At 70.4% G+C, this 19,873-nt stretch carries 25 protein-coding genes and 1 tRNA gene; 16 read left to right on the top strand and 10 right to left on the bottom strand.

Annotation, left to right across the window (positions count from 1 at the left end):
* Positions 1–204 precede the first annotated feature (204 nt).
* The 3 genes from ACFYYN_RS32470 to ACFYYN_RS32460 all read left to right on the top strand — a co-directional run bounded on the left by ACFYYN_RS32470 (position 205) and on the right by ACFYYN_RS32460 (position 1,596).
* Positions 205–762, top strand: coding sequence for a DUF1990 domain-containing protein (locus ACFYYN_RS32470; protein ID WP_500548578.1), 558 nt, complete (start codon positions 205–207; stop codon positions 760–762).
* A 210-nt stretch (positions 763–972) separates the two neighbouring features.
* Positions 973–1,047 (top strand) — tRNA-Trp (locus ACFYYN_RS32465).
* Between the two features lie 117 nt (positions 1,048–1,164).
* Entirely contained in the window at positions 1,165–1,596 is a 432-nt protein-coding gene (locus ACFYYN_RS32460) for a DUF7144 family membrane protein (RefSeq protein WP_500548577.1), read from the top strand.
* Between the two features lie 91 nt (positions 1,597–1,687).
* On the opposite strand, the gene ACFYYN_RS32455 is transcribed toward ACFYYN_RS32460, so the two are convergent.
* On the bottom strand, positions 1,688–2,689 hold the full coding sequence (locus ACFYYN_RS32455; RefSeq protein WP_500548576.1) for an alpha/beta fold hydrolase: 1,002 nt from the start codon (positions 2,687–2,689) through the stop codon (positions 1,688–1,690).
* A gap of 132 nt (positions 2,690–2,821) precedes the next feature.
* Here ACFYYN_RS32455 and ACFYYN_RS32450 point away from each other — a divergent pair, with 132 nt between their 5' ends.
* The 3 genes from ACFYYN_RS32450 to ACFYYN_RS32440 all read left to right on the top strand — a co-directional run bounded on the left by ACFYYN_RS32450 (position 2,822) and on the right by ACFYYN_RS32440 (position 5,102).
* A complete protein-coding gene (locus ACFYYN_RS32450; protein ID WP_500548575.1) occupies positions 2,822–3,427 on the top strand; it encodes a helix-turn-helix domain-containing protein in 606 nt (201 codons plus the stop codon).
* A gap of 207 nt (positions 3,428–3,634) precedes the next feature.
* Positions 3,635–4,561 (top strand): right-handed parallel beta-helix repeat-containing protein, encoded by a 927-nt coding sequence (locus ACFYYN_RS32445; protein ID WP_500548574.1) that lies wholly within the window; start codon positions 3,635–3,637, stop codon positions 4,559–4,561.
* 283 nt (positions 4,562–4,844) lie between these two features.
* Complete coding sequence (locus ACFYYN_RS32440; protein ID WP_500548573.1) at positions 4,845–5,102, top strand: hypothetical protein; 258 nt, start codon at positions 4,845–4,847, stop codon at positions 5,100–5,102.
* Between the two features lie 68 nt (positions 5,103–5,170).
* On the opposite strand, the gene ACFYYN_RS32435 is transcribed toward ACFYYN_RS32440, so the two are convergent.
* Complete coding sequence (locus ACFYYN_RS32435) at positions 5,171–5,710, bottom strand: 2'-5' RNA ligase family protein (protein WP_500548572.1); 540 nt, start codon at positions 5,708–5,710, stop codon at positions 5,171–5,173.
* 231 nt (positions 5,711–5,941) lie between these two features.
* On the opposite strand from ACFYYN_RS32435, the gene ACFYYN_RS32430 reads away from it, so the two are divergent.
* Both ACFYYN_RS32430 and ACFYYN_RS32425 read left to right on the top strand, forming a co-directional pair.
* Positions 5,942–6,319 (top strand): winged helix-turn-helix transcriptional regulator, encoded by a 378-nt coding sequence (locus ACFYYN_RS32430; RefSeq protein ID WP_500548571.1) that lies wholly within the window; start codon positions 5,942–5,944, stop codon positions 6,317–6,319.
* Positions 6,320–6,427: 108 nt separating this feature from the next.
* The gene (locus ACFYYN_RS32425; RefSeq protein WP_500329114.1) at positions 6,428–6,643 is read left to right on the top strand and encodes a hypothetical protein; all 216 of its coding nucleotides are present in this window, start codon (positions 6,428–6,430) and stop codon (positions 6,641–6,643) included.
* Between the two features lie 34 nt (positions 6,644–6,677).
* Here ACFYYN_RS32425 and ACFYYN_RS32420 read toward each other — a convergent pair whose 3' ends face one another.
* Positions 6,678–6,881 (bottom strand): hypothetical protein, encoded by a 204-nt coding sequence (locus tag ACFYYN_RS32420; protein WP_500548570.1) that lies wholly within the window; start codon positions 6,879–6,881, stop codon positions 6,678–6,680.
* 121 nt (positions 6,882–7,002) lie between these two features.
* Positions 7,003–7,503 (bottom strand): DUF2000 domain-containing protein, encoded by a 501-nt coding sequence (locus ACFYYN_RS32415; RefSeq protein ID WP_500548569.1) that lies wholly within the window; start codon positions 7,501–7,503, stop codon positions 7,003–7,005.
* 108 nt (positions 7,504–7,611) lie between these two features.
* Here ACFYYN_RS32415 and ACFYYN_RS32410 point away from each other — a divergent pair, with 108 nt between their 5' ends.
* The gene (locus ACFYYN_RS32410) at positions 7,612–8,085 is read left to right on the top strand and encodes an Lrp/AsnC family transcriptional regulator (RefSeq protein WP_500329111.1); all 474 of its coding nucleotides are present in this window, start codon (positions 7,612–7,614) and stop codon (positions 8,083–8,085) included.
* Positions 8,086–8,112: 27 nt separating this feature from the next.
* Here ACFYYN_RS32410 and ACFYYN_RS32405 read toward each other — a convergent pair whose 3' ends face one another.
* Entirely contained in the window at positions 8,113–9,168 is a 1,056-nt protein-coding gene (locus ACFYYN_RS32405; protein WP_500548568.1) for an NAD(P)-dependent alcohol dehydrogenase, read from the bottom strand.
* 162 nt (positions 9,169–9,330) lie between these two features.
* Between ACFYYN_RS32405 and ACFYYN_RS32400 the strand changes: the two genes are divergently transcribed.
* The gene (locus tag ACFYYN_RS32400; protein ID WP_500548567.1) at positions 9,331–10,200 is read left to right on the top strand and encodes a helix-turn-helix domain-containing protein; all 870 of its coding nucleotides are present in this window, start codon (positions 9,331–9,333) and stop codon (positions 10,198–10,200) included.
* A gap of 81 nt (positions 10,201–10,281) precedes the next feature.
* Here the strand turns inward: ACFYYN_RS32400 and ACFYYN_RS32395 are convergent, their stop codons facing one another.
* From ACFYYN_RS32395 to ACFYYN_RS32385, 3 genes are all read right to left on the bottom strand, one after another.
* Positions 10,282–11,178: a metal ABC transporter permease gene (locus ACFYYN_RS32395; RefSeq protein WP_500548566.1), complete on the bottom strand. Its 897-nt coding sequence runs from the start codon at positions 11,176–11,178 to the stop codon at positions 10,282–10,284.
* The gene (locus ACFYYN_RS32390) at positions 11,175–11,987 is read right to left on the bottom strand and encodes a metal ABC transporter ATP-binding protein (RefSeq protein WP_500548565.1); all 813 of its coding nucleotides are present in this window, start codon (positions 11,985–11,987) and stop codon (positions 11,175–11,177) included. The genes ACFYYN_RS32395 and ACFYYN_RS32390 overlap by 4 nt, the downstream gene beginning before the upstream one ends.
* An 80-nt stretch (positions 11,988–12,067) precedes the next feature.
* Positions 12,068–12,997, bottom strand: a complete 930-nt coding sequence (locus tag ACFYYN_RS32385) for a metal ABC transporter solute-binding protein, Zn/Mn family (protein WP_500548564.1) — start codon at positions 12,995–12,997, stop codon at positions 12,068–12,070.
* 256 nt (positions 12,998–13,253) lie between these two features.
* Here ACFYYN_RS32385 and ACFYYN_RS32380 point away from each other — a divergent pair, with 256 nt between their 5' ends.
* A complete protein-coding gene (locus ACFYYN_RS32380; RefSeq protein WP_500548563.1) occupies positions 13,254–13,556 on the top strand; it encodes a hypothetical protein in 303 nt (100 codons plus the stop codon).
* Between the two features lie 102 nt (positions 13,557–13,658).
* On the opposite strand, the gene ACFYYN_RS32375 is transcribed toward ACFYYN_RS32380, so the two are convergent.
* Positions 13,659–14,654, bottom strand: coding sequence for a phosphotransferase family protein (locus tag ACFYYN_RS32375; RefSeq protein ID WP_500548562.1), 996 nt, complete (start codon positions 14,652–14,654; stop codon positions 13,659–13,661).
* Positions 14,655–14,841: 187 nt separating this feature from the next.
* Between ACFYYN_RS32375 and ACFYYN_RS32370 the strand changes: the two genes are divergently transcribed.
* From ACFYYN_RS32370 to ACFYYN_RS32360, 3 genes are all read left to right on the top strand, one after another.
* The gene (locus tag ACFYYN_RS32370) at positions 14,842–15,414 is read left to right on the top strand and encodes an RNA polymerase sigma factor (protein ID WP_500548561.1); all 573 of its coding nucleotides are present in this window, start codon (positions 14,842–14,844) and stop codon (positions 15,412–15,414) included.
* Complete coding sequence (locus ACFYYN_RS32365; protein ID WP_500548560.1) at positions 15,407–16,414, top strand: CU044_5270 family protein; 1,008 nt, start codon at positions 15,407–15,409, stop codon at positions 16,412–16,414. Before ACFYYN_RS32370 ends, ACFYYN_RS32365 begins: the two co-directional genes overlap by 8 nt.
* Positions 16,415–16,479: 65 nt before the next feature.
* Entirely contained in the window at positions 16,480–17,841 is a 1,362-nt protein-coding gene (locus ACFYYN_RS32360) for a variant leucine-rich repeat-containing protein (protein WP_500548559.1), read from the top strand.
* 113 nt (positions 17,842–17,954) lie between these two features.
* Here the strand turns inward: ACFYYN_RS32360 and ACFYYN_RS32355 are convergent, their stop codons facing one another.
* The gene (locus ACFYYN_RS32355; RefSeq protein ID WP_500548558.1) at positions 17,955–18,578 is read right to left on the bottom strand and encodes a TetR/AcrR family transcriptional regulator; all 624 of its coding nucleotides are present in this window, start codon (positions 18,576–18,578) and stop codon (positions 17,955–17,957) included.
* A 72-nt stretch (positions 18,579–18,650) separates the two neighbouring features.
* Between ACFYYN_RS32355 and ACFYYN_RS32350 the strand changes: the two genes are divergently transcribed.
* Together ACFYYN_RS32350 and ACFYYN_RS32345 are read left to right on the top strand one after the other, a co-directional pair.
* Positions 18,651–19,295, top strand: a complete 645-nt coding sequence (locus ACFYYN_RS32350; RefSeq protein WP_500548557.1) for a hemerythrin domain-containing protein — start codon at positions 18,651–18,653, stop codon at positions 19,293–19,295.
* 298 nt (positions 19,296–19,593) lie between these two features.
* Positions 19,594–19,860, top strand: a complete 267-nt coding sequence (locus tag ACFYYN_RS32345) for a hypothetical protein (RefSeq protein ID WP_500548556.1) — start codon at positions 19,594–19,596, stop codon at positions 19,858–19,860.
* Positions 19,861–19,873 lie beyond the last annotated feature (13 nt).

Genomic DNA, 19,873 nt, shown 5'->3' with positions numbered 1-19,873 from the left:
GGCTCGGTACGGCTCCGGCTCCTTCGCAGCCGCCTCAGGCGGCGTATGGGACTCGGTGACGAGGACTGATGCCACGCGGTCGGGGACAGCACGTGGGAGCAGCTCTAAACCGAGCTGTACCGTGCTCCCATGGCCCGGGACAGGTCATTTTGCGGGCGGGCCACGTCTTGGACCCATCACCGTTCACTGTTCGGTTGGAGTCTCATGCCTGAGCGCAGTACGAGCCGCCCTTCGAGTGGTGCGCTCAACTACGGCGCTGTCGGAGCGACGCGTCCCGCGGAGCAGCAGTGGTCGGGGGAGGGCACGGGTCTGCGGCCCTTCTCGCGCACCGTCGTCATCGGACGTGGGGACGCGGACTGGCGCGCCGCGGCGGACGCCGTTCTGCGCTGGGGTGTGAAGCGGCGAAGCGGCTTCACCGTCACGGGCCGTGACAACGCCGGGGAGAAGGTCGCCGAGGGAGCCGAGTACCGGATCACCGCAGGCTTCGGCCCGTTCGTGGTGCGGGAGCCCGTGCGGGTCGTGGCGGTGGTCGACATGCCGGACCGTTGCGGCTTCGCCTATGGCACTCTGCCCGGGCATCCTGTCCGTGGCGAGGAGTCCTTCGTCGTCCACCGCTCACCCGACGGTACGGTCGCACTGACGATTCGCTCCCTGACCCGTGCCGCTCCCCACGGACCATGGCGGCTGCTGTTCCCGGCGTTGCTCTTGGCACAGCGGTTCTTCCGGCGCCGTTACCTACGTGCCCTGATGCCGGCGTCTTGACCTGGTTCCCTGAGGCTCATTCGGCGGGCTCGAACACCTCGTTCCATGTCGATGACGACGACCCCGTCCGTCGCGGTTCTCAGACGCGGACGCAGATGGCTACGGACAAGCCGCTGACACGCACCAACGGGCCCGGAACGTACGGGGTTCTGACGGGGAAGTGCCCGTACGCTGCGCGCATGGCCGGAGGGACTAGGATCCCAGCCGGGCGAAGCCGTAGCGCAGAGGTAGTCGCGCGCGGTCTCCAAAATCGTGAGGACATCGGTTCGAATCCGGTCGGCTTCGCCCGACCCATCCGGTCGCGGTGGCGAACGTTTGTGGTGATGCTGTCAGAGACAGCGTGGCCGCTCTCGTACAAGCAGTGTGCGCCGGTGACCGCGCCGTACAGGAAAGGCGGCGGTCATGACAGCGATGCCCACAGCGCGGCAAGGAAACGGGGGCCCCGGCGGCGGCGAAATGCTCAGTGGCGTGTCCGTGGCCGCCGCGTCCCTGCTGATGCTGAGCGGGCCGCTCAGCATCCTCATGGGTGCGACCGCCATTGCGAAGGACACGCTGTTCGTCACGTCGTCCCACTACGCCTACCAGTTCGACCTGACCGCCTGGGGAGTCATCCACCTCGTCATCGGAGTGGCGCTCGTCGTCGCCGGTTTCGGTGTCCTGATGAACAAGAGCTGGGGTCGCGGGGCCGGCGCAGCGGTGGCGGGGATCAGTTTGATCACCCAGTTCATGTTCGTTCCGTATTACCCCGCATGGGCGATTCCTGTGATGGTTCTCGACCTCATCATCGTGTTCACCCTGACCAGGTTCCACGTCGGGTCCAGCGGCGGCCACTGAACGGGGCTTCGTATCCCGTCGGCGAGTAGCGGCAGCCAAGCTGGGTGCAGCATTTCCTCGCCCGCTTCGGCCTCGCCGGCGCGCTGATCCGCTATCGCAGGAGTGCCGGCTGAGGCAGTGCCGCGAGCCAGTTGGTCAGCAGGTGGTTGACCTCCTGGGGCCGTTCCTGCTGGAGCCAGTGGCCGCAGTCGTCCAGGAGGTGGGAGGAGACCAGGCCGGGCAAAGTGGTCGGGTAGGCGTCGATCGCGTCGGACAACCAGGTGGTGGAGGCGTCCAGGGTGCCGCCGATGAACAGGGACGGCTGGGTCAGGGGGACGCCGTTGAACTGGACGAGGTCCTCCCAGTCGCGGTCCATGTTGCGGTAGCGGTTGAGTGCTCCCGTGAGGCCGGTGCGCTCGAATTCCCCGGCGTAGTGGTCGAGGTCGGCCTCGGTGAGCCACGAGGGGAGCCGGTCGGCGGGGAAGCGGTCGCGCAGGGTTCCGCCTGCGCTGACGAAGTGCGGGTCGGGCTGTCCCGGGGCCGGCATGGTGCCGGCGGACAGGGCGGCGTAGAAGCCCGCGAGCCAGCCCCGGACGTCGGGCTCGATCTCGGCCTCGGCCCGGCCCGGCTGCTGGAAGTAGGAGACGTAGAACTCCTGGTCTCCACCCATCCGCGCGAAGACGTCGCTGGGGCGCGGACCGCCGGGCGGGGTGTAGGGGACGCTGAGCAGGCCCACGGCGCGGAAGACGTCGGGGTGCAGCAGGGCGGAAGCGGCGGCGATGTTCGCGCCCCAGTCGTGGCCGATGACCACCGCTGTCTCCTCGCCCAGCGCGTGCACCAGGGCGACGTTGTCGTCCACCAGGGCGCGCATGCGGTACTCGCTCGTCTCGGTCGGCCTGGAGGAGCGACCGTAGCCGCGCACGTCCATTGCCACCGCCCGGTATCCCGCCGCCGCCAGGGCCGGGAGCTGGTGGCGCCAGGAGTACCAGGACTCGGGGAAGCCGTGGACGAGCAGGACCAGCGGCCCGCTGCCTTGCTCGACCAGGTGCAGCCGTCCGGCAGGTGCGTCGACGGTGTGGTGGCGCAGGTCGCCGGACGGCGTGGGCTGGTGCATGGCTTCTCCTCGGGTTCCCCGGTGGCCGCGGTACGCGTCGATCATGCGCTGTCGACGGGCGGGGATGCGAGCCGCGTTGACAAACTGGCAAAATGGCAGGTCAGGACGGACACACGAGGGAGGCGAAGTGGAATGGCGGACGACGTCGCCGCGGTCCTGGCCGCCATGGGGCCGCGGCTGCGGGACGCGCGCGAGAAGCGCGGGGACACGCTCTCCGAGGTCAGCCGGGCAACCGGGATCGCCTCCAGCACGCTGTCACGGGTCGAGAACGGCCTGCGCAGACCGAATCTGGAACTGTTGCTGCGCCTGGCGAAGGCGTATGGCGTCTCCCTGGACGCTCTGGCCGGCACGGCCGAGGCCCCCGCGCAGCGGCCGTCCCGCCCGGTGCAGCGCGCGGTGGACGACAAGGCCGTACTGCCGCTGACCCGCTATGTCGGAGGCCTGCACGCGCACAAGCACGTCCTGCCGGCCACCGGCGAACAGCCCCTACGGCCGCGCCAGTCGTCGCACGAAGGATACGAATGGCTCTGCGTGCTGTCCGGGCGGCTGTGGCTGGCACTCGGCGACCATGACCTCGTCCTGACCTCAGGGGAGGTCGCCGAGTTCGACACCCGCACCCCTCATGGATTCGCCAACGCGGGTCTCGGCGCGCCGGTCGAATACCTGATCATGTACGGGCCCCAAGGCGAGCGCCTACGCCCCCGCGTCCAGCCGACGGCCCACCACGACGGCTTCTGAGGTGCTCGAAACCAGCGCCGGCGCCGGACCGAAGTCGCCTGGGGCCGCCCTTCGGCCGCACGGGTCATTGTCCCGGGCCGTTCGGGGGGTGTGAGGCCTGACGTCGGCGTGCCTCCCACACCACCGGGGCACCGGTGGTCTTCGGGTGTGGGTGCGATGGCCGTGCAGGAGCCCGGGCGTGCCCCGCGCGGAGACAGGAGAAGCTGCATGCTCAAGGGATCAGTTCGTGCTGCGCTGTCGTCGACGGTGCTGGCGGCGGCGTCGGGCGCGGGCGGCCTGGTCGGGGCGATCCCGGCCGCGGCCGGCCAACTCACCGTGGTGGACTGCCGCGGCAACCCCATAGCCCTGCAGCCGGCCATCGACAGCGCCGCCCCGGGCGCGGCGCTCCTGGTGAGCGGGACCTGCACCGGCCCCTTCACCATCACCAAGGACCTGACCCTGATCGGCCTCAAACCCGCCGTCCTCGACGGCAACAAAGCCGGCTCCACCGTGACCGTGACCGGAGCCGTCCGGGTGCGACTGGACACGTTGACCATCACCAACGGCACCGGCAGCGGCATCCGCAACAACGGGGGCACGCTGGACCTGACCGGCTCCACGGTGGAGCACAACACGGCAGGCCCGGGTGGCGGCATCTACAACGACGTCAACAGCACGGTGACGCTGACCGGCTCCACGGTGCGCGACAACACCTCGCACTCCGGTGGCGGCATCATCAACTTCGGCACCGTGCGGCTGACCGGCTCCACCGTGGAGCACAACACGTCGACCATCGACGGCGGCGGCATCTACAACAACTTCAACGGCACGGCGGCGCTGACCGGCTCCACGGTGCGCGACAACACGGCGGCAAGGGCCGGGGGCGGCATCTACAACATCTTCAACAGCAGGGTGACGCTGACCAGTTCCACGGTGGGCGACAACACCACGGGAACCGTCGGCGGCGGCATCTGGAACGACATCAACAGCACGGTGACGCTGATCGGTTCCACGGTGGGCGACAACACCGCCGGAACCGAAGGCGGTGGCGTCTACAACAAGGACGGCACGGTGACGCTGACCGGCTCCACGGTGCGCAACAACCGCCCGGACAACTGCGGCGGGCCCGTTCCCGTCCCCGGCTGCACCGGCTGAACCTCCACCTTCCCCCGCCGGGCGGCGGCCAAAGATCGCGCCAACGTCCGCTTGGTGTCGATCACTCCCAGCCAATCCCGCGTTCGAGACCCGCGGAATGCCGGTGCGCCCCCTCGTGACCGGGTGAATATCATGCGATGAAGAGAATCGCCCGCGTGGCCCTGGCCTGTGCTGGATCTGTCACCCTGCTGCCGGCTGTACCGAGCACAGTGCTTCCGCCACCGATGGCTACACCCCTGGCCCGACGGTCACCTCCACGGTCGCGCCTGATCCCGCGGTCCAGTTGGCCGAGCACTACCGCCATTCCGGCGGAGTGACGGACGTGTACGGGCTTCTGTGCGGTTCCGGCCCTGGCGGGGTTCCCCTGGTGACGGTGTGGACGCACAACTCGGACGATGATCCCGAGCCCTTCGAGGAGCTCAAGGGATCGATCACCGATTTCCTGCGGCGTGAGGAAGGGGTCTCCTTGAACAAGGGGTACCTGATGGACGTCTTCGGCCCGAACGGTCGCTTGCAGCACCGCCTCGACGCGCGGACGTGACTCCAGGTCGGCGGCCGCACGAGTCTCTGGTCCGCCGCTCGTTGCGGGCCGGCCAGCTTACGGCCCGTTCATTCAAGGAGCGCGAACGACGCCCGTTCTTGCCAATTCGCACCGTCATGCACGATGAGGTCGACTGATGAGACCCGGGACGTGAAGGGGAGCTTGCTGAGCAGTTCGGCCTCAATCTGATCCAGAACTTCATCGTCCTGACCGTCAGCGACGGTCAGGTGCGGCACGATCTCGCTGAACTGGCCTCCGTAGGGAGGGGCTTCGGGCCACCGCTCGGCGATCACCTCAGTGAGCAGCCGCAACTGCGCGTCGGGCTCAGGAGCGAGATACAGCACTCCCGGAAACCGCCCACAGCTGTCAAACCGCAGGTCAAAGGCGTGACGGCTGCCGAGAACATCAGTGAGAGCCGAGTGGACACGCGCATCTATTCGGTTCTCGTCGAGGAACGGGAAGAGCACCGTGACATGTGCTGGTACTCCTGCTTGGGCTGACGGATCGAACCGTTCACGCCATGCGCGGACGGCCGGCTCGGCGTCCGGGATCCTGACGATGAGTCCTGTCCGGCCTGCCTGAAATCCACCGCTGCTGTCATCCGCCATGACACCGCATGCTGCCACCTCGGAAGCCGGCGACAGCACTCATCATGCGTCCGTGACCACTGCTCGCCGCGGTGCCTGCGACAGCTCCCGGAACCGGCGTGCGCGTCGTGCTCGGGGGGCGTCCGCACGCCTGGTCCTCGGAGGCCGCCCGCCAGGGAAGGCCCTTCCTGGTACCGGCCTTACCAGGCACGAGGCCCGCCCGGTCGGCAGAGCGGGGCTACGCTCCGAAGGATGACCACGGGATCCCACGAGATGATCAGCCCCCAGCCGCTGCGCCTGGAGCGCGGCTCGGTCCACGATGAGGCGTGCCCGAGCTTCCAAGGCGCCGTCGAGCTCGTCGGACGCCGCTGGACGGGCGCGATCCTGGCCGCGGCGGCCCAGGGCGCGCGCCGCTTCGGCGAGTACCGCGCCGTCATCGCCGGGATCTCCGACCGACTGCTCGCCCAGCGCCTGAAGGAACTCGAGGCCGAGGGCCTCATCGAGCGCTCCGTCATCCCGAGCACCCCGGTGCAGGTCCGCTACGCCCTCGCCCCCGACGGCCAGGCGCTCATCGCGGCCCTGCAGCCCCTCGCGCAGTGGAGTGCACGCCGTTTGCGCCGAGCCCGGTAGCGGGGGAGGAGGGGCCGCTGACTCAGAAATGCCCCGGAATGGGTGTATGTCCTGGCGAATGGGTAATAACCACGCAAAATCTCCGGGAGCAGTGCAGAGGGGTGTCTCATGACCCGAGGAGCAGAGGGGTTGCCCTACCCCACTCCCCGCGCGAACGTCGACCTGGCCCGCGAATGCGGAGCCTGCTTCGGCTGGGGAACCGTCATCACCGACCAAGGCCGGCACGAACTCTGCGGGGACTGCCAGGACGACAGGCTCACCGAACAGCAGCGCGTCAGGGCGGTACGGCTACGGCCGGGCTCCCGCTACACCTCGCCGCGCTGACCCCGCTCCCACCCCACGGATGCGCCGGGCGGCATCACCATGCCTCCGGGCCACCCCCACGCCACTCCACCTGACCGGGGTCGGTCAAGCTGACCGTCCCCGCGTCGTACCCGGCGAGCCACAGGAACCGCAACAGGTCCGCCAGGGAGTGCGCGGTCCCGAAGTACTCGCCCCGGATCGCGACCCTTCGTCCGTCGACCGGCGGTTCCACGATCACCGGCGGCCCCTCGGTGCGCATAACCCCAGCCTGCAACAGCAACCGCGAAGGGCGCGCGGCGGCGCCCCCTCACCCGGGCGCGCCGCATGCCGCCGGCGCCCAGTGCCCCCGGGCCCAAGGGGTCGCTTCCGCGCGCGTGACGTCAGGACATCAACGGGAGCCTGCCGACGATCTTGTTGACGCGGTTGCGCGGGCCGACGATGCTCACCGCGCAGTACTCCATCGCCTCGGCCGACGTCCTGCCCACGGCGTCGCGGTAGTCGGTGTAGACCAGCGTGCGCTGGGCGGCGGCCGGCATGTCGGCGACGAACACGTCCGCGGAGGCGCCGGCCTTGGCGCGGATCGCGCGCAGTGCGGCAGCGTCGGCGGTCAGCACCGTGCAGCCCACCCAGGGCAGGGCCGGATGGACGTTGCCCTCGGCGTCGGTGACGTCCACGCCGAGCAGTCCGGGAACCCGGGCCGCCGTCGGGGCCGCCACGCAGACTGCGGCGTTCGACGCCCTGCCCGCCGGCAGTGCCTCGTCGACCACCACCACCCACTTCAGTCGCGCGTCGCGGGTCGACAGGTCCAGGTCCACCTCCTCCGGTGCGAAGCCGACCGCCGGGCCGGGCATGTCCTGGCGGGCCTCGTGCAACTCACCCATCTGCGGACTCCTCGGGGTATCAAGTACGGGTGGACTGCTGAAATGCTAGGCACTCGTACGAAGCTGATGCAAAGCATCCGTACATGTATCGGAGAAGGGCGGATTTCGGTGGCGCTGGACGAGATTGATACGGCGATCCTGCGGGAACTGCAGTCGGATGCACGGAAGACCAACAGGGAGGTGGCCGCGGCGGTCGGGGTCTCTCCCACCACCGCCCTCGACCGCACCCGGGCACTGCGCCGGCGCGGCATCATCCGGGGCGCGATCCTCGACGTCGACCTCGCGGCGATCGGCCGCCCGGTCCAGGCCCTCATCGCGGTGCGGGTCCGGCCCCCGTCCCGCACGGTCATCGAGAGCTTCCGCACCTGGGTCAGCGCGCTGCCCGACACGCTCGGCGTCTACGTGACCTCGGGCACGGAGGACTTCCTCATCCACGTCGCCGTCCCCGACAACAACGCGCTCTACGCGTTCGTCATCGACCGGCTCACCCAACGCCCCGAGATCGCGGACGTGCGTTCCTCGATCGTCTACGAGCACATCACCAACACCCGGATCACGCCGCACCCGGGCCCCGCCGAGTGATCCCGTCCCCCCCCACTCGCCCGTCACCTACTCCGACGCCCCGAGGGTGGAGACGTCGATGACGAAGCGGTAGCGCACGTCGCCGCGGTCCAGACGCTCCAGAGCGGTGTTGACCTGGTCCGCGGGCACGGTCTCGATGTCCGCGGCGATGCCGTGGCTCGCGCAGAAGTCGAGCATCTCCTGGTTCTCGCGGATGCTGCCGTTCTTCGTCGAGGTGATGATCCGGCGCGGGCTGCCGAGCAGCATGCCCTGGAAGGTGGCGGCCTCGGCGGTGACGCCCGCGTTGACCAGCACGCCGTCCAGGCGCAGCAGTGCGAGGTAGGCGTTGGTGTCGATGCCGCCCGACACCGTGTTGACGATCAGGTCGAAGCCCTGCCCGTGATCCCGGACGTAGGAGCCGTCCTCGGTGGACACGTAGTCGTCCGCTCCGAACCGCAGACCGTCCTCGCGCTTGGACAGGCTCCGGCTGAGCACGGTGACCTCCGCGCCCATCGCGTGCGCCATCTTCACCCCGATGTGCCCGAGGCCGCCCATGCCGACGACGGCGACCTTCCTGCCCGCCGCCGCGCCCCAGCGGCGCAGCGGCGCGTACATCGTGACCCCCGCGCAGAGCAGCGGGGCGGCGACGTCCAGGGCGAGTCCGTCGGGGATGCGGAGGACGTAGTGCTCGTCCACGACGATCCTCCTGCTGTAACCGCCGAAGGTGGGCCGCTCGTCGTAGCCGAGCGCGCCGTAGGTGAGGACCTCACCCTTGAGGCAGTGCTGCTCCTCGCCCGCGAGGCAGTTCACGCACGTGCGGCAGGAGTCGACGTAGCAGCCGACGCCCACCGGGTCCCCGACGGCGTACCGGGTGACGTCCGGGCCGGTCGCGACGACGGTCCCGGTGATCTCGTGGCCTGGGACCATGGGGAACAGGCCCTCCATCCAGTGGTTGCGCAGGAGGGCGATGTCGGTGTGGCAGATGCCGGTGTACGCGATGTCGATGACGACGTCGTGAGGGCCCGGGTCACGGCGCTCGATGGTCGTGAGCTCGACCGGCGCGTCGGGGCCGGCTGCGGCGAGGGCGGGAACGATGAAAGGCATGCCTGTCTCCTGGTGGGGCGACGTCGGACGGGGAGAACTTCCGTCTTCGACTGCACCAGGTGCGGGGCCCCCGGCGAAGAGGGAGCGTGACCGTGCTGAGGGTGCTACTCGCAGAGCCACCTTCGGGGCCCCACGGAGGCGGGGCTCGGCTATACCTGGGGTATGGACGCTGAGAGGGCCTTGCGGGACTTCCTCGTCTCCCGGCGGGCGGCGATCGACCCCGGGCGGACGGGACTGCCGGTCGGCTACGGCAGCCGACGGGTGCCGGGACTCCGGCGCGAGGAGGTCGCGGCCCTCGCCGGCGTGAGCGTGGCCTACTACACGAAGCTGGAACAGGGGCGGATCGGCCGCATCTCCGAGGAGGTCCTCGCAGCGGTGGAGAAGGCGCTCCAGCTCGACCAGCTGGAGTGCGCGCACTTCCGCACGCTGGTGCGGAACGCGGGAAGCCGGCCCACCCCCTCGACGCCGCCCCCGGCGAAGGCCAGGCCGGGCGTCGTCGCCCTGGTGCACGCGCTCGACCTGCCCGCCATGGTGCACGGGCCGCGACTGGAGGTGCTGGCGGTCAACCACACCGCCAGGCTCCTCATCGACGACTTCGACGCCATGCCCGTCAAGGAGCGCAACCTCGCCCGCTGGACGTTCCTCAACCCCCGGGCCAGGACCGTCTACCCCGAGTGGAACAGGATCGCGCCCCAGGTCGCGGCGGCGCTGCGCCAGGTCGCCGCGGACCGGGCTGCGGACCCTGTGCTGGAGCAGCTCGTGGGGGAGATCGCGGTGGCCTCGCCGGAGTTCGCGCGGTACTGGGCGGAGTACCGGCTGTACGAGCACTCGTACGGCGTGAAGCGGTTCTTCAACGAGACCGTGGGCGAGATGAGCCTGCACTACGAGACGATGGCCCTGCCCGGCGGCAAGGGCCAGAGCGTCATCGTCTTCAGGGCCGACCGGGGCTCGCCGTCGGAGGAGAAGCTGCGCATCCTGGCCAGCTGGAACGTGCCCGCGGCCGAGGACGCCGACCGTCACGTCCGGCCGTAGGGCCAGGCCGGTGCCCGCGGATCGTCCGATCGCCGGTCGACCTGACTCGACAGCAGGAAGCTTGCCGTCACCGGGTGGATTTCAGCTGCGTACGGGTCCGCCGGCAACCGCCCTCACCGTGCGGGTCGTCCGCCCGTGTCGAGCGCGTCGTGTTCCGACGGTCCGGCACGTGGCGTAGACGAGGAACGAGATGGTCGTGACGTAGGGGCTGATGGGGATGCTGCTGCCGAGGGCGAGGAGGATGCCGCTCTCGACGGCGAGGACGGCGAAGAGCACGCTCAGCAACGGCAGGAGCACGGGGGAGGCGGTGACCCGGCCGGCCGCAGCGGCAGGGGTGACGACCAGACTGAGGACCAGGAGGGCCCCGACGACCTGCACCGACAGGGCGATCGTGATTCCCAGGAGGAGCATGAAGGCCACGGACAGCCCGCGGACGGGCAGGCCGCGTGCTTCGGCGACGTGCGCGTCGGCGCTGGTGAAGGCCAGGGGGCGCCAGATGACGGCGAGGGCGATCAGCACCAGCGCGGACAGGGTGAGCATCCACCCGGTCTGCGGATCGTCGACGGCCACGATCTGGCCGGTCAGCAGGCCGAACTTGTTGGCCGAACGGCCCTTGTAGAGCGCGAGGAAGAGGACGCCGAGGCCGAGCCCGAACGGCATCAGGATGCCGATGATCGAGTTGCGGTCCCGGGCGCGGGAGCCCAGTACGCCGATCGCCACGGCGGCGATGAGCGATCCGACGATCGAGCCGGCCACCACGTTCACCCCGAGCAGCAGGGCCGCGGAGGCGCCCGCGAAGGACAGTTCGCTGATCCCGTGTACGGCGAAGGGCAGGTCGCGGAGGACCACGAAGACCCCGGTCAGTCCGCCGACCAGGCCCAGCGCGCCCCCCACGATGAGGGAGTTGCGCACCAGGCCGAGCAGGGCGCCGTAGTCCTGGAAGTTGAACATCTGCTGCCACATCTCGGCGGCCGTCATGGGTGTGCTCCGTCGGTTTCGTGTGCGTCCGCGGCGTCAAGTCCCGGGTGGTGCAAGGCCTGCTGGTCATGGGTACCGACGACGACGATCCTGCCCCGCACCCGCAGGACGTCGACGTGCGCGCCGTACAGGGCCGACAGGGATCGCGACGTCAGCACGTCCTCCGGGGCGCCGGTGCGGTGCCCTTGCGGGGCGAGGTAGAGCACCCGGTCCACCAGGTCGAGCACAGGGTTGATCTCATGGGTCACGAACACCACGGCGGTCCCGTGGTCCCGGCGCCTTCGGTCGATGAGCTCGGTCACCGCCCGCTGGTGGTGGAGGTCCAGGGAGAGCGTGGGCTCGTCGCACAGCAGCACGCGGGGGTCGGTGGCAAGTGCCTGCCCTATGCGGACGCGCTGCCGTTCGCCGCCCGAGAGGGTGCCAAGGGGCGCGTTCGCGTAGGCCGAAGCGCCGACGGCGTCCAGGACGGCGTCGATGCGCCGCCGGGTGGCGGCGTCGCGCCGGCGGAGCCCGAACCGGTGTCCGTCCAGGCCGAAACCCACCAGATCACGCGCCCGCACCATGTCGTGCGCCATGGCCGTCCCCTGCTGGGGCACGTACCCGATGTGGGGCGCAGCCTGACGGGGCTCGTCGCCGAGCACGTGCAGGGTGCCTGAGGAGAGCGGCCGGCGCCCCAGAAGGGCCTGGACGAGACTCGTCTTGCCGGAGCCGTTCGGTCCGAGCACCGCCCAGAACTCCCCGGGCGCCACGTCCAGATCGAGATCCTTCCAGAGGGTGCGGTCCCCGTACCGGAGACCGCCCTTCCTCATCCGGATCAGCGGCCCCGGCCTGCCGTCAACGTGCGAGTTGCCCGTGCGGGGTCCGGGGACCGACGGCGAGGGCCGCCGGGTCACTTGTTCAGGGCGTCGACGAGGGCGTCGACGTTGTCGTTCATCCACGTCAGGTAGTCCTTGCCCGCGGGCAGGGTCTCGGTGACGGGTACCACGGGCACACCGGCCGCCTCGGCCGCCGACTTCACCTTCTCCGTCTGGGCGCCGGAGGTCTGCTCGTTGTAGACCAGGGCCTTGACCTTCTTGCCGGGGAAGAGGTCCAGGGTGGCCTTGAGCACCTTGGCGGACACGTCGCCGCCCTCCTCGACGGCCTCGCTGAACTCTTCGGGGGTTTGGTTGACCAGGCCGGACGCTGCGAGCAGGTAACCCGGCACGGGCTCGGTGATCGCCACGCCCTCGCCGTTGTGTGCGGACTTCAGGGAAGCCTCCTTGTTCTCCAGCGTGGTGAGGCTCTTCTTGAAGGCGGCGGCGTTCTTGGTGAAGGTGCCGGCGTGGTCCGGGTCCGCCTTGCCCAGGGCATCGGCAACGTGGTCGGCGATCTTGCTCACCGAGGGGAAGTCGTACCAGACGTGCTCGTTGAGCTCCCCGCCGGCCGGAGCGGTCCGGCCCGAGACCTCGACGGCGTTGATGACGTCCGCGGAGGCGTTGCCGCTCTTCAGCATCCGGTCGATGAAGTCGTCGTACCCTCCGCCGTTCTCCACCACGATCTTCGCCTCGGACAGGGCCAGCTGGTTGCGGGTGTCGGCCTCGTAGGAGTGCGGGTCCTGGTCGGGATCGCTGATGATCGACGTGACGTCGACCCGGTCGCCTCCTATCCGCTCGACGATGTCGCCGTAGACGTCGGTGGAGGCGACGACGGAGACCCTGGACGCGGAAGCGCTGCTCTTGGTGCTCGCAGCACCGTCGGAGGAACCGCCGCAGCCGGCCAGCAGACCGAGTGATGCGGCACCGGTCAGCAGGATGGCGAGACGGGGAGAGGACTGGGACATGACGGAAGCCTCCAAGGGCTGCGAAGGGGCGTTGCCGGGTGGGCGCAAGGCCACACGCACACCGGCAGCTTAGATGAAAATGAATACCACTATCGACAGGGGTCGGGCAAAGGGCACCCTGAAGGTCGTTGCGTCACCATCGAGGTGTGTGAATGGCGCATATCGGGCGATACGATGCTTATCGGTTGTCGATGCTCTACCGGTGACGAACAACCGGCGACGCGTTCGCATGCGAGGCGTCATGGAAGGGGCCCTGATGGAGAGCACAGGCCAGCACCGTCCGCACGATCGGCACGAGCACGCTCATGGCGAAGGTTGCGGCCACGTCGCCGTGCCGCACGGGGACCACGTCGACTACGCCCACGACGGTCACATCCACCGCACCCACGGCGACCACATCGACGAATGCAATGCTGCGGCCCACGTGGCCCACGAAGGGCACGGCCATCAGCACGCCGAGGGTTGCGGCCACGTCGCCGTGCCGCACGGGGACCACGTCGACTACGTCCACGACGGGCACCGTCACGCAGCGCACGACGGCCACTGGGACGACCACTGACGCATTCTGCCGGCCCCGGGGTGCAGCGCCCGGCACGTCATCTCGCCCGCCCTCGCCGGCACCGGAAAGGGCCGCTTGTACGCGCCCGGCCGGGCTCGAACGTCAGGCCAGTTCCGCCGCCACGGCCGCCAGGTCTTCGTAGGTGCCGTGGACGCCGTCGGTGTTGCCCAGGCGATGGTGTTCCAGCCGGATCGCACCGATGTGACGCGCCCGGTACACGTGGGAGCGCCACACCGCGGCGGGTGAGTCCGCCGGCGAGCCGTAGCCGTCGGCGTCCCAGAACGCGTCCCGCTCGCTGCCGGGCCTGGCCCGCGCCATGTGGATCGTCCAGTCCGCCGCCGGGTCGCCCCACAAGGTCCGGTCCAGGTCCAGGACCCCGGTGATCCGGGGCTCGGGAGAACCCTCGGCGATCAGGACGTTCACGGTCCACAGGTCGCCGGCGAGCATGCGTGGCTCGGTGACCTCGTCGAGCACCGCACGGCGCTCCATGGCGAGCGCGGCCACCTTGCGGAGATCCGCCGCGTCCAGGCCGAGGCCGTCGAGGTCGGTGGCGATGTCCTCGAGCGAGGCGACGACCGCCTCGCTCCACGTGGCGTACCCGGGACCGGTGACCGGCCCGAAGTGCGGGCCCCGCACCGAGTGCACCGTCCTGGCCACCGCGCCCAGTTGCCGGAAGAAGCCCGGCCAGGCCGATCGGGGGTATGCGTCCAGGTGGCCCGGCGCCGGCACGCCGTCGAGCAGGCTCTGCACCATCCAGTCCCGCCCGATCACCTCGTGCGACCAGTCGGCGGCGATCACGCGCGGCATCAACGGCGCGACCACCGACAGCCACGGCACACTCGCGTACTCGTTGCGCATCAGCTCCCGCTCGGAGAGGAACTGCCTGCGTGGCTCCGGTGCGACGCGCAGGATCACCGGCCGTCGCCGCCCGGCCAGTGTGAGGCGGTACGTGTTGTTGTACATGCCCAGGCCCAGCTCCACGGCCGAGACGACCCGGGCCGCGGCCCCGAAGGCGCGGCCGGCGACGGCCTGGATCTCCTGCGCGGACAGGCCCTGCTGAAAGGCGTGTTCGGCGCGCAGGATCGGCTCGAAGTCCACGTCCGTCCTTCCCCGGCCCCACCGGCCGCCGCCTGGGCGGTGCCACCCGGCTGCGCCCCGACAGCACAGAGACTAGCCGTAGGAGCCCGGAGCGCCCGAACCCGTGGTCGCCTATGACGTGCCGGAAGATTTCGAACCCGGCCTGTAAGCGGGCGCCGCGACCGGACATAGACAGGATGGAGGCGATGTGGACACAACAACCGATGAGCAGCGCTTCACCAGTGTGTACAGGGCGACTTACCCTGCGGTCGAAGCGTACGTGCGTCGTCGCATCCACCCTGACCAGGCGAGGGACGTGGTCGCCGAGGTGTTCCTCGTCGCGTGGCGCAGGTTCGACGAGGCGCCGGCCTTCGACGTGCTGCCGTGGCTGTACGGCGTGGCACGGCGGACCCTGGCCAACGCCCACCGTGCCGACCAGCGGCGCGCAGGTCTGCTGGAAGTGCTTGCCGTCCAGCCCAGGGAAGATGTCGGTGATCACGCGGACGTCGTCGCGGATCGTCTCCAGTTGGCGCAGGCGTTCGACGGCCTGAGCGAGTCCGACCAAGAGGTGCTGCGTCTGGCACTGTGGGAGGAGCTGACGCCGAAGGACGCGGCGTGCGTCCTCGGGTGCTCGTCCGCCACCTTCCAGGTCCGCCTGCATCGTGCGCGCAAGCGTCTGCGCCGACGGGTCGCCTCGCACCCCGCCGCGATCGAGCGACCGTCACAGGGCACTCAGAACAGCGCGTTGCCGAGGCCGACATGGGGTGGATCCGATGCATGACACCGACGAGCGATTCCGGGCCCTGGATCCGGCCATGGGTCGGGCGGAGCTCCTGACCGCAGCCGAACGGGGGACCTTGCTGGAGAGGACCCTGCGGACACCCCGCGAGGACGGAGCGGCGCGGCTCCGGCGCTCAGGGGCCCGCGCGTGGGGCCTGGCTGTCGCGGTGGCAGCAGCGGCGGCGGCCTTCGCGGTGGTGGTTCCCCAGGTGTCCGGCCCGGCAGCGCAGCCCGCGTACGCCGTGACGCCGGAACCACTGCCACTGCGCCACTCGGACAGGCCCGCCGCCGAAGTCCTCGAGGCCCTTGCCGGGCGGGTCGGGGCACTGCCGGACGACTCGCCGTCGTCCGGCACCGAGCGCTTCGTGCAGGACAGTTGGTCCCTGTCGACCCGCATCGACGGCATCCAGGTCACGTCCGCGATCGTCCCCGAGCGAAGGGTGACGTGGAAGAAGCCGGACGGGTCGCGGACGTGGCGCGTCCGCACCCTGGAACCGCAGTTCCAGACCGCGGAGCAGCGCGAAACGTGGGAGGACGCAGGCTCTTTGGGGAGCGCACCGGAGGAGTACACCGACTCGGCAGGTCCCGCCGACCCAGAGGACGTCCGCCATCAGGAGGCGCCCTCCGACGCGGAGGGAATGAAGCGCTGGCTGCGCGCGGGGTACGAGACGCATGGGGCGGGTGAACTCTTCGACTCGGTCGCCGAGCGCTACCTCGACAACAGCTTCTCCCCGGCCCAGCGGGCCGCGCTGCTGAGGGTCCTGAGCACCGTCGAAGGCGTCGAGTACCGCGGCGTCGTGAGGGATCGCGCGGGCAGATCGGGGGACGCCTTCTCCGTGGCGACCACCTACGGCGGCCTTCCCAAGGTTCAGACCCTCGTGTTCGACCCTCGGCGTGGTCAACTGCTGTCGTACGACGAGCAGTTGACCAACGATGCCGGCGCCCTCAACGTCAAGGTTCCCGCCGTTGTCCTCTACATCAACTACCTCGACAGCATGTGAGGGGGGAAGCGGGGACGAGTACCTGCCGCTCACCGGCCGGTCCGCCGTGCGGATACGTTGGGCGCATGACGAGCCTCACGCATCCGCGACTCTCCGGGCTGGGGAGCAATCCCGCGGCTTCCGACGACGTCCTGGTGCGCCTGGCCGCGCACGCCGCCGGTCGGCACGGGGTGGAGCTGCGCGATGGCCGGCTGGCGGACGCCGTCGTCGAGGCCCTGCTGACCCACGGCGGCAGCGACAGCGGCGTGCTGATGCGCCGGTCCCTGATCTCCCCGGAGATGCGCCGCCGGATCGCCGCGCATCCCGACGCCGCGATCCGCGACGCGCACGCGGACTTCATCCGCTCCATGGTCGACCTCGGCGTGCCGACCCACATCGAGGCTCTTGAAGAGGCCTATGGCGAGCCGAGGAGGGCACTCGCCGGCGCGCCGGACCCGAAGCTGCGTGCCGCGGTGGCGCAGACCTGGTGGGAGCGGCCCATCGAGGTGCAGGTGGCCCTGCTCGCCGACCCCGATCCGCAGGTCCGGGCGGCCGCGACGACGCACGAGCGACCGGGAGTTCCGCCGGAGTGGTGGGACCGGTGCCTCGCCGACCCCGCCACCCGTGCCAACGTGGCGTGCCACGTCCCGCTCACGGGGGAGCAGTTCCTCGCGCTCATGCGAGACGGGGACGAGGACGTCCGGCAGGCCGTCGCCGGAAACCCGCACCTGACCGCCGACATGGTGGCCCGGCTCCTGGACGTGGACGATCCGATCGTGCGCGTCGCGATGGCCCAGAGCCGGCACGTCGACGCGAAGACCCGGGACAACTTGTACGCACACGTCGAACGGCAGCGCGCGGACGGCAGCATCGAGGCTGAGGTCGCGCTGAACTGGCACCCCGTCAGGCCAGGCTGGCTGAGCGAAGCGCCCCTCGACGAACGCCTGACGTACCTGGACAGCCCGCATGTGGCATTCCGGCGCGTACTGGCCTCCTGCCGCGACCTGCCCCAGGAGGCGTGGCAACGGCTCGACGACGACCCCGACCTCCAGGTCCGCCGCATCGCCGCCCGTCGGCCCGACACGCCCCCGGAGGTCCTGGAACGGCTCGTACGTGCCCACGGTGACGAGTTCCGCGTACGGCCTCCGCTCGTCGAGCACCCCCACTTCCCCCGCCACATGTTGCCTACGTTCGCCGACGAACCGGATGCCCGTGTGCGTCACGTCGCCCTGCAGGACCCCGAACTGCCCCCGCCGGTCCTGGAGCGACTTGCCGCCGCGGAGGAGCCCTTCCTGCGTCAAGCGGTCGCGCGGCACCCCAACATCACGGACGCACTGCTGGAACGACTGCTCTACGACCCGGATCCGGAGGTCGTCCACAGTGCCGCCGCCAACCCCGTGCTGCGCCCCGAGCGGATGAATGGCATCCTCGCCGACGCCGGCTTGTGAGGCCGGACGGGGCCCGGGGCGGCGGTGTTCACGCGGTGATGAGCACCTCCAGCGCATCGCGCCGGTCCATCGCCCGGTAGCCCTCGGGCACCTGGTCGAGGGAGACGGTCGCCTCAGGCCTGCTTGAGCAGTTCCCGGCAGGCGGCACGGGCGATCCAGGTCTGGGCGCGGTCGAAGGCCCAGCCCCGTTCGCCGACGAGCGTGATCCAGGCGTGCGGGCCGAGGTGGAACCACAGCACGTCGACGGCCTCGGCGCGACTCACCTCGGAGCGGAGCGCGTCGAGCGCCACGAGGCGGTCCGCGACCCGGTTCAGGGCCTGGACGTAGTCGTCCGCCCCCTTGTCCAGCACCGCCTTGACGGCCGGTTCCCCGGGCGGATCCCGGTAGAAGAGCCCGTACACCAGCTCCCAGTGGCGTTCGTGCGTGAGCCGGGTGCCCGCGGCGGTCAGCTCGACGACGGCGCGCGGGTCGTCGCTGGTGTCGACGGCGGCGAGGGAGTCGGCGATGGCAGGGTCGGTGAGGGCCGGCTCCAGCAAGGCCGTCAGGATCTTCGGCTTGTTCCCCACGCTGCTGTACACCGTGGGCACGGCGACCTTCCCCGCCTCCGCGATCTCCCCGATGGTCACCCTGGCGTACCCGCGGGCGAGGAAGAGCGCCTGGGCGCTGTTCAGGATCGCTTCGCGCGTGCTCGCGGCCGAATGGGCGCGCAGCGGGGAGTGGTACTTCCGGCTCGTCACCGACGCATCGTACCCCTCCACCGTAAGTGACTATATTGACAATAATTTCTTCTAATGAATATGTTCCGCCCCATGAACCATTCCTCCCAAGAGCCCATGGCCGTCATCGAGACCCGGCTCGCCCACGAGGTCCACCGCGTGGCCACGACACTGCTGGCGGAGGCGGCCGTTCGGCCTTCCGCACCCCTGAGCACGCTGGCCCAGCTGCGTGACTTCCTCGTGGTGAACCTCCGCCACCACCACGAGACCGAGGACGAGGACCTGTGGCCGCGGATCCTGACGACCGCACCGGCGGCCGCGGACGCGCTCAAGGAGCTGAGCGCGGAACACGAGCGCCTGGACGAGGGCCTCGACCGGCTCGCCGCCGTCGAGTTGGGCGACGCGGAGGGCGACGGAGCCCGGGCCGCGCTCCGCGAGGCGGCCGTCGCCGTACGCGACACGGTGCACAGCCACCTGGCCCACGAAGAGCCCGTCCTCTTCCCGGCACTGCGGGAGCACATCACGCCCGAGTACTGGGCGGACTTCTCGCAGCGGGTGATCGCCACCACGCCGCCCGTGGCCGGACACCTGATGATCGGATTCCTCGACGAGGTGGGGTCCGCCGAGGAGGTCGCACTCATGCTCGCCGCCCTCCCGGAGCCGGTGCGGCCGCTCGTGCCCGTGCTGCGCCAGCAGGCGGCGGACGACCTCCGGAGCCTGCGCGGCGTCGAGGCCTGACCCGGGCACGCGGGCGGGGTGCCCAGGCCGACGGACGGACGCCGGGCGGCCCCGCCCCGAGGGCGGATTCGGCAAGCGGGAGCGGGGCCGCATCTCCAGGGTGCGCCCCGGAGCGGCCCGGGACACCTCGGGGCGCACGGAGGCCGGCGAACCGGCCGGGAGCGAGGCTCCGGGCCCGGGCGGCGCGAAGCAATAGACGAAGGTATGGGTGCCGCCGCCGGTGGCGACTTTCGTCACCCGTGGAACGCAGACTTTCTGCCGAAGTCAGGCGCCGGGCCCTCGCCATAACGTCCTTTCCATGAACCGAACTTCGCGTACGGACACCGTCCCCCTGGCCCAGCGCCCCGCACTGCTCGCCGCCGGCCTGCTCGGTGTGGCGCTCCTCCTGCTGGGCGGTGTGCCGCTGGCCGGGCGGCTGCTCGCCCATCTGACGCTCCGGGGCGCCGCCCTGACCGTCCCCGGACTGCCCCACCTGGCCCTCTTCGCCGTGGGCGCCGCGCTGCTGGCCCTGTTCTGGCGCCACCGGTACGCCGCGGCCCCGGCCGCCCCTCCGGCCGGTGAATGACCGGGACGCACAG

Origin of the sequence: Streptomyces sp. NPDC001902, assembly GCF_042891295.1 — a bacterium.
Lineage (GTDB): Bacteria > Actinomycetota > Actinomycetes > Streptomycetales > Streptomycetaceae > Actinacidiphila.
The sequence above is the reverse complement of the archived record's forward strand: the minus strand, read 5'-3'. Positions and strand labels throughout refer to the sequence as shown.